Source organism: Telluria sp. LT2P80 (assembly GCF_059685955.1).
Genome location: NZ_JCASIO010000016.1, coordinates 23,622 through 29,621, shown reverse-complemented (window position 1 = coordinate 29,621; position 6,000 = coordinate 23,622). Strand labels below are relative to the sequence as shown.

Below are 6,000 nucleotides of genomic sequence, written 5' to 3'. Positions count from 1 at the left end.
CGAATTCGATAGCTTTGCCATAGGGCTGCTGTCGGCCGATGTGCAACAGCATTTCCCACAGGTCGAGGTCGCGCTGGTTGAAACGTTCGCCTTTGAACATGATTTGATAGCCGTCCACTGTCGCCAGCTTCTGGCGTTTCTTTGCCAGTTCGCGTTCCTGGTTGATCGAGAACAGCGCGCCGCGAAGTGCTGCATTTGGCACGCCTCGCACCTCGTCCGGCCAGAATCCCATCTGCAGCGGCACGTCAGTACTGATTGCCGTTACGTCAGTCGGAGCCCGGCTCTTGGTTGTACGCGACTTGCGTGCCCTGGTCGCGGCCGGCTTGTTTGGTTTGATGTCCTGATCAGCCATTCTTTATCCTTCGTCCCTGGAATCGAGCCATTGATACGCAGTGCTCTCGGCGTCCGCGTAAGCCTCGGCCAGCAGATAGGCGTGGTAGGCGTCGGCCGGCCGAGCTGATGCGGCCATCATCAGCCAGTGGCCGCGCTCCTGTTCGCTGCACTCGTTCCACCAGCTCATGCCGGCTTGTGGATCGTCCTGCGCGATCGGGAACACGCCGCCGCCAGCCTCCTGCCCATCCTGCAGCAGGGTCAGTTTCCATCCACCTCCCAGCTCGGCAGGGCGCAGCTTTATTTCGTAGCTGTAGCTCATCATGTGGCCTTTCGGTTTTTGGCAACAGTCTGGTGCACGATGTCCAGGGCGCGCTGCACTACTTCCTTCTTGGTGTTCAAGTTCCAATGGGCCATCAGCTGCGCGAGCTGGTCAGCGTGGGCGGGGTCCAAGTAAAAATCCAACCTGGTCGCGCCGTTAGCGGCTCGGTTCTGCCGGCTCTGCCGGCTACGCTCGGTAGGCGGTAACTGCTCCCCCGATCCGACCGGCCGGCCTGGCCGGCGCTTCTGTTCGTCCATCTTGTACGTCCGTTGTTTGTGCGAAAACTTAGATGACTGTACTGCTTCTAGTGACCGGCCACAAGAAATATTCGCTTGTTTGACATAAAATTCGTTCCACGCTGTTGGTGTCCCTGTTGTGTTTTTGCAGCCGGGTGCAAAAATGCAAAATCTAAGCGATTAAACGCGCTTACCAGCATGGTGAGATAGTTGCGACACAAACAAATGTTTGCAATTTGCCACTCGATCCCGATATGGTGAGTTCTTTAACCCTGGGGGATGACAGATGGAACTGACCGATGCAGAACGTTTGATTTTGAGCAACCAATACCAGATTCTGGCCAAGCTGGAAAATGATGACCAGCACGCGATGGTGGCCGATGCGCTGCGGCGCGGCTATAAATGGCTGTATGACGGCTACCTGGAACACTTGCAGCCGAACCTCGACAACGATAAAGCTGAGTTCGTAATTAGTGTCTTGGACCTCTACAGTGGACTGAAAGGCAGCTACGACACCTTGACGGACAAGAGTGGCATCGAGGCCCATCAGGTCGAATTCCCTGGGTTCGACGGCAACAACGAGACCGATTTGATGGGCTTTGCCAACTTCCTGGGGAAAAGTGGCAGCTTTAACGACGTATTGAATCCAAAGGGCAACAACGCGCACATGCCCACGGTGGACGGTTACCGCCGTATGCTTATCTGCTGGCACGACATGGGCGATGTTGGCTATCCTTACTCCAAGGAACAGATTCAGCAGCTTCTGGACGCTCGTAAGTACAAGGAGTAAGTTCGGGCGGTTCCGCAATCTGAGAACCGCCTTGATGCCAGCTGCACCAGTGTTTTAATGCTGTAACCGGAACGCTAAAACGCTCACGTTACTTCCATAAGTCGCTGATTTTAAAGGGTAATTCCTGTATAATGGAGGCTATTACTAACCTCTGCAGGAGACCCAAAATGAACCGGAAAATCGGTGGTATGAAGCGAGCAAAAATTCGGAAAAATCGCGCTAGGGATGGCGGACATGCTACCCTCAAAGCGTTCCGTTTGCTGCATAGTTTGAAGAACGCTTTGAGGGTAGCATGTCCGCCAGGCACTGTCAATACATACAGTGCTTCCTGATCACGATTGCGTTGATCGAATTTGACAAACCCTATTCACTTAAGTATATTCAGAAGCAGCCCTACAGCCCCCAAAGTTCAGTGTCAGTAAGCTCCGCACCAAGCTAACCTGACAGTCTTTGGGATCAGCCAAGGGGGCTATTTTTCGTTTACGCCCCTCTTTTCTTAGGATCGTCTACCGATCCCAGCTCCTTACTTCGTTGCGCCTGCGGACAATCCCTTTGGTACCACATCGTCAATATGTACACTTCCGAAAGCGTCGGAGTGAACAGGCACGATCAAGTTATACGTGATATTAGGATAGTCGTCCATCGGACCGAATGCCAAGTGGATACGCTTCCCATAGGCATCTGCGCCAACCAACGCTGCATCAGAGCAACCTTGTTCCAGCCATTGGGCGTACTGCTCGCCTGAGAACTTGTCCCCTAAAACCCGGCTTTCGTAGCCATGCTTCGGCTTGAGTGCCAACTTTTGGGGGCATATGTAATCTGGCCGATTCCACATGCTCATCAGTAAATTTTGTAAAGCGTCCTGCTGCTTGGGGGTCAAAACGACAGCGTTGGCAATGGTCAACTTTTCCGGCTTGCCAGTGGCACCAACCCGCGCGATATATTCGCGCAGCACCCGCAGCCCTACTGTGGTTATTGCCATCTTTTCATCCACTTAGTTTCAATGGGACTATTTTACGCCTGAGCTGCAAGCCCAGCGATATGATGGCCGACGGGTGGCCTCCTTTTTTACTCAAAGTGACTAATAATCGACGCCAGGCGATCAGTGCTTGTCCGCTCTCGCGGCCTAATGCACGGCATCCTGGTATGCCCGTCAGGCTTTCCGACGTTGGAATTACCGGCCACGTGGGTGAAAGCACGTGCCGGTGCCGGCCGCTGAGACACTCATATCCGCACTACCAGCCTAAAGCATCTCCTCTTACGATCGCCCAGGCGAAAGCCGGCCTTGCTCAAACGTTTGGAGTTGACCCTTCCGCCATTGATATTACTGTGCGAGCTTAAATCCCACAGAAGAGGAGAGCCACGGTGAGTTAGTGGATTTCCCGAGCCAGCGTGATGAGGATCATCAAACCAGCTCCTGCGGTGGTATAAGGCGGCCTGCCTTTAACCGTTAACTTTCTTCACAAAGGTATTGACACGAATGAAGAAATTTGATAACATAAGTATGCCTCAGTAGCTCAGCAGGATAGAGCACCCCTCTGACGATGTGGGAGGTCGCGGGTTCAAGTCCCGCCTGAATTTCAAGGGAAGCCTACATGGCTTCCCTTTTTCATTTCTCGGGTCTCGAACGGCTGCCTGAGCTTGCAAAAGCGAATAGTCGCGGCGCGGCGCGACTATTCGCTTCTCATCCAGTCTTGATCTAGATGAACTAGTTTCCGCCGTATAAGAAACGTTTAAAGTCGTCTTGGCTCATGGCACCTATTAAGAAATCTCCGGCTGTGCCCCTTCGCGGCCCTGTATCAGCAGCTGCGGATGGGCCCTGCACCCCTGGCGAGCCGTTCGGCCCTTGCGAACCTGAGCCCCGACAGTAAGGGCGAGCATCTGCTCCTCCGGGTCCTCCAGGACCTCCGTCCCCTCCAGGTCCACCTGATCCGGGTGAACCAGCCGGCCCGCCTGAAACTAGGACCCTGACCCGAGTGGAAAGAGGAGCAATGAGGTCTGGAGTAGTCAGAAGAGTCACCCCTCCGCCATTGCCGCCTCTGCCAGGAAGCCCCCCCGGTCCCCCCGGTCCCCCGGGTCCACCTCCGCCCCCATTGCCAGCACCACGTCTACAGTTTACCAAGTCCTGAGAAGCGTTATCTCCTGCAGCTCCAGCTCCACCGGATCCCCCTTTTTGACCTTGCCCTCCAGGCCCCCCAACAATGCCTTGAAAGTCGATAATTGGACCAGATCCAGGTATCGACAGCACTGCTAAGTAGAGAGCAGGCGCGGATTCCCCACCTCGTCCCTCGTTTCCTTGGACTCCTAGTTGTCCTGCCCCCCCAGGATAGCTACCGGTTCCCGCCTGTCCAGCGACATTAGGAACTGGAGTATCTGTAGCGCCCTCCCACGTGATAGTTCCAGGTGAGGCGTTGTCTTCCATTAAGATTTGTCTCGCTATAACATAAAATACTCTGCGGTTCTCAAGGGCTTGACGCGAGAAAATTAACTTTGCTCCTTTTTTGAAAATTAGTCTATCGGCTTTCAAAAAAAACCCGTCGAAGCGTTTATTACCATCAACCGTATAATCTGAAGCATTGGCTTTATCAATTCCATAGTTTTGAATTTCTACGAGTTTACTCGTAACATCCGCCCCTTGAAGAATTGTCGGTTTTTGAGCGTATGCAGACGTAACAATAAATGCCGTTAAGATTCCAAGAATGGAAAAAAATTTAAACATTGGACCTCCTCAGATTTGATTAAGGTTTGTCACTTCCACTGCAAAACATTACTAAATCCGGTAAGCAGTTTATCTGCCTTAAGGAATGTTAATTTAAATAAAATAAATGCAGTAAATGCAGTAAATGCAGTAAATGCAATAAATGCAATAAATGCAATAAGTGCAATAAGTGCAATAAGTGCAATAAGTGCAATAATTATATATTAATACCAATTTCAAAAATTATAGATTTGATCTGCAGTAAGTATAGGAGTAATGTAAGTAAGGGTATCGAACAAGGCAGTATAGGCGCTATGTATGCTAGGGAGATTAGTTTAACCGGTACTAGCGCAAAAGATACGCCATGAAGATGCAGTCCCAATAACTGGAATGTACCCACGCGCGATCGGCTTCTTCCCTTTCCCATTGCCATTGATAGCGAGGCGGCGTCGAAGGCCTATCGGGAGCTGGACATTTTTTGAGCGTAAGATCGGCCACTGCTGCTTTTTTTCCTTCATGGAGATATTGGAAGAAGGGGTTGTGTGGTTCTCTTCGCGCCAGAGTGGCGGCAGCTGAAGTAATGCCTTCGTGGGTCTGCCCCATCATGCGACTAAGCATGATCGATACACCTACCAGATGCATCGAATAACCAGGCTTGTTTAGCTGTGCATCAATAGCTGCAATCGTCGGGCCATAGCCGGAAAAATCGCCGAGATAGCCGCGTAACCTACCATCAGGCAAAGCCGGCATACCGTATTTTTCCTGTAGGTATGACACTGTCGCCGATAGTTGCGCAGCGTCTCCGGGCCGCATAGTGCATCCTTTGTCTTTCTGATCATTAGTGCAAAAACGTGGGAGGGCATATATTAAGCACTCGCCGCCTAGCTCAAATGAGCAAGCCACGCTCCGATGCATCCAAAGCAGCCATTTGTAGGCAGCCTGAACATCTCCAGTTTTGACAAAGTAGAGCTGCAAGCCGAGCGCCATGTCTGGAGAAAAGAATGCATCGCCACGATCATTGCGTCCCAGCATCCGAATTCGTGGCGAGCGTGCCCATTCTCCAGTAGTAGGATTCTGCGCTTCGGCCACACCCTGGCAGCCACGCTTGTCACCCGCTGCACAAAGGAGGCCGTTAAACAGCGTCATGTCCCCGTCGTCACATGGCTGAGCTGGTTCTCCTGTTTGCTTAGTCGGAAAAGCATTGCGTCCTGGTTCAGCAGGACACATCAATGCTTGTTCTTCCCAAAATAGGAGGCGCTCATCCATCGGATTCGCCGCGACTTGCCATGCTAACGAGGCAAAAATGAGACTAAAAAAATTTTTCGCTTTAAGACTCATTGCTCGCTCCGAGGGGTAGTGTATCGACACTGTCTCTCTGTGTAATTACACGCCCTTACCTATTAGAACTCAAGCGAAATATCTAGATAGTAAAAATATTAAAAAAACATGTTGTTTTTCTGACTGTATGAATTGACTATTTGCAAATAGACCGTTGAAAGCGGTCACACATGAGCTGCTGGGCCATCCATGTTTGAACAGAGCCGAGAAGGAGCAGGACAACGCCGCGCTGACCTACGCGCAGAAGGAGAGCCTCACAATCCAATACTCTTCGGCGAATGCCCCC

5 protein-coding genes and 1 pseudogene are annotated in these 6,000 nt (G+C 51.7%); 1 reads left to right on the top strand and 5 read right to left on the bottom strand.

The features are described from left to right. The 3 genes and pseudogenes from AC56LW_RS23415 to AC56LW_RS23405 all read right to left on the bottom strand — a co-directional run. A pseudogene (locus AC56LW_RS23415) lies at window positions 1-352 on the bottom strand (hypothetical protein); the annotation flags it as partial. Between the two features lie 3 nt (window positions 353-355). After that, the gene (locus AC56LW_RS23410) at window positions 356-655 is read right to left on the bottom strand and encodes a hypothetical protein (RefSeq protein WP_499638144.1); all 300 of its coding nucleotides are present in this window, start codon (window positions 653-655) and stop codon (window positions 356-358) included. Then, complete coding sequence (locus AC56LW_RS23405; RefSeq protein ID WP_499638141.1) at window positions 652-909, bottom strand: hypothetical protein; 258 nt, start codon at window positions 907-909, stop codon at window positions 652-654. The genes AC56LW_RS23410 and AC56LW_RS23405 overlap by 4 nt, the downstream gene beginning before the upstream one ends. Before the next feature lie 265 nt (window positions 910-1,174). On the opposite strand from AC56LW_RS23405, the gene AC56LW_RS23400 reads away from it, so the two are divergent. Beyond that, entirely contained in the window at window positions 1,175-1,678 is a 504-nt protein-coding gene (locus tag AC56LW_RS23400) for a YfbU family protein (protein ID WP_499638138.1), read from the top strand. Window positions 1,679-2,201: 523 nt separating this feature from the next. On the opposite strand, the gene AC56LW_RS23395 is transcribed toward AC56LW_RS23400, so the two are convergent. Beyond that, the gene (locus tag AC56LW_RS23395; RefSeq protein WP_499638135.1) at window positions 2,202-2,672 is read right to left on the bottom strand and encodes a hypothetical protein; all 471 of its coding nucleotides are present in this window, start codon (window positions 2,670-2,672) and stop codon (window positions 2,202-2,204) included. A gap of 2,049 nt (window positions 2,673-4,721) precedes the next feature. Next, window positions 4,722-5,714 (bottom strand): hypothetical protein, encoded by a 993-nt coding sequence (locus AC56LW_RS23390; RefSeq protein WP_499638133.1) that lies wholly within the window; start codon window positions 5,712-5,714, stop codon window positions 4,722-4,724. Window positions 5,715-6,000: the final 286 nt, after the last annotated feature.

What these genes read in the sequence shown, in the direction of transcription:
- AC56LW_RS23400 (WP_499638138.1), top strand. Translation starts at nt 1,175, where the DNA reads ATGGAACTGACCGATGCAGAACGTTTGATTTTGAGCAACCAATACCAG.
- AC56LW_RS23390 (WP_499638133.1), bottom strand. Translation starts at nt 5,714, where the DNA reads ATGAGTCTTAAAGCGAAAAATTTTTTTAGTCTCATTTTTGCCTCGTTA.
- AC56LW_RS23405 (WP_499638141.1), bottom strand. Translation starts at nt 909, where the DNA reads ATGGACGAACAGAAGCGCCGGCCAGGCCGGCCGGTCGGATCGGGGGAG.
- AC56LW_RS23410 (WP_499638144.1), bottom strand. Translation starts at nt 655, where the DNA reads ATGATGAGCTACAGCTACGAAATAAAGCTGCGCCCTGCCGAGCTGGGA.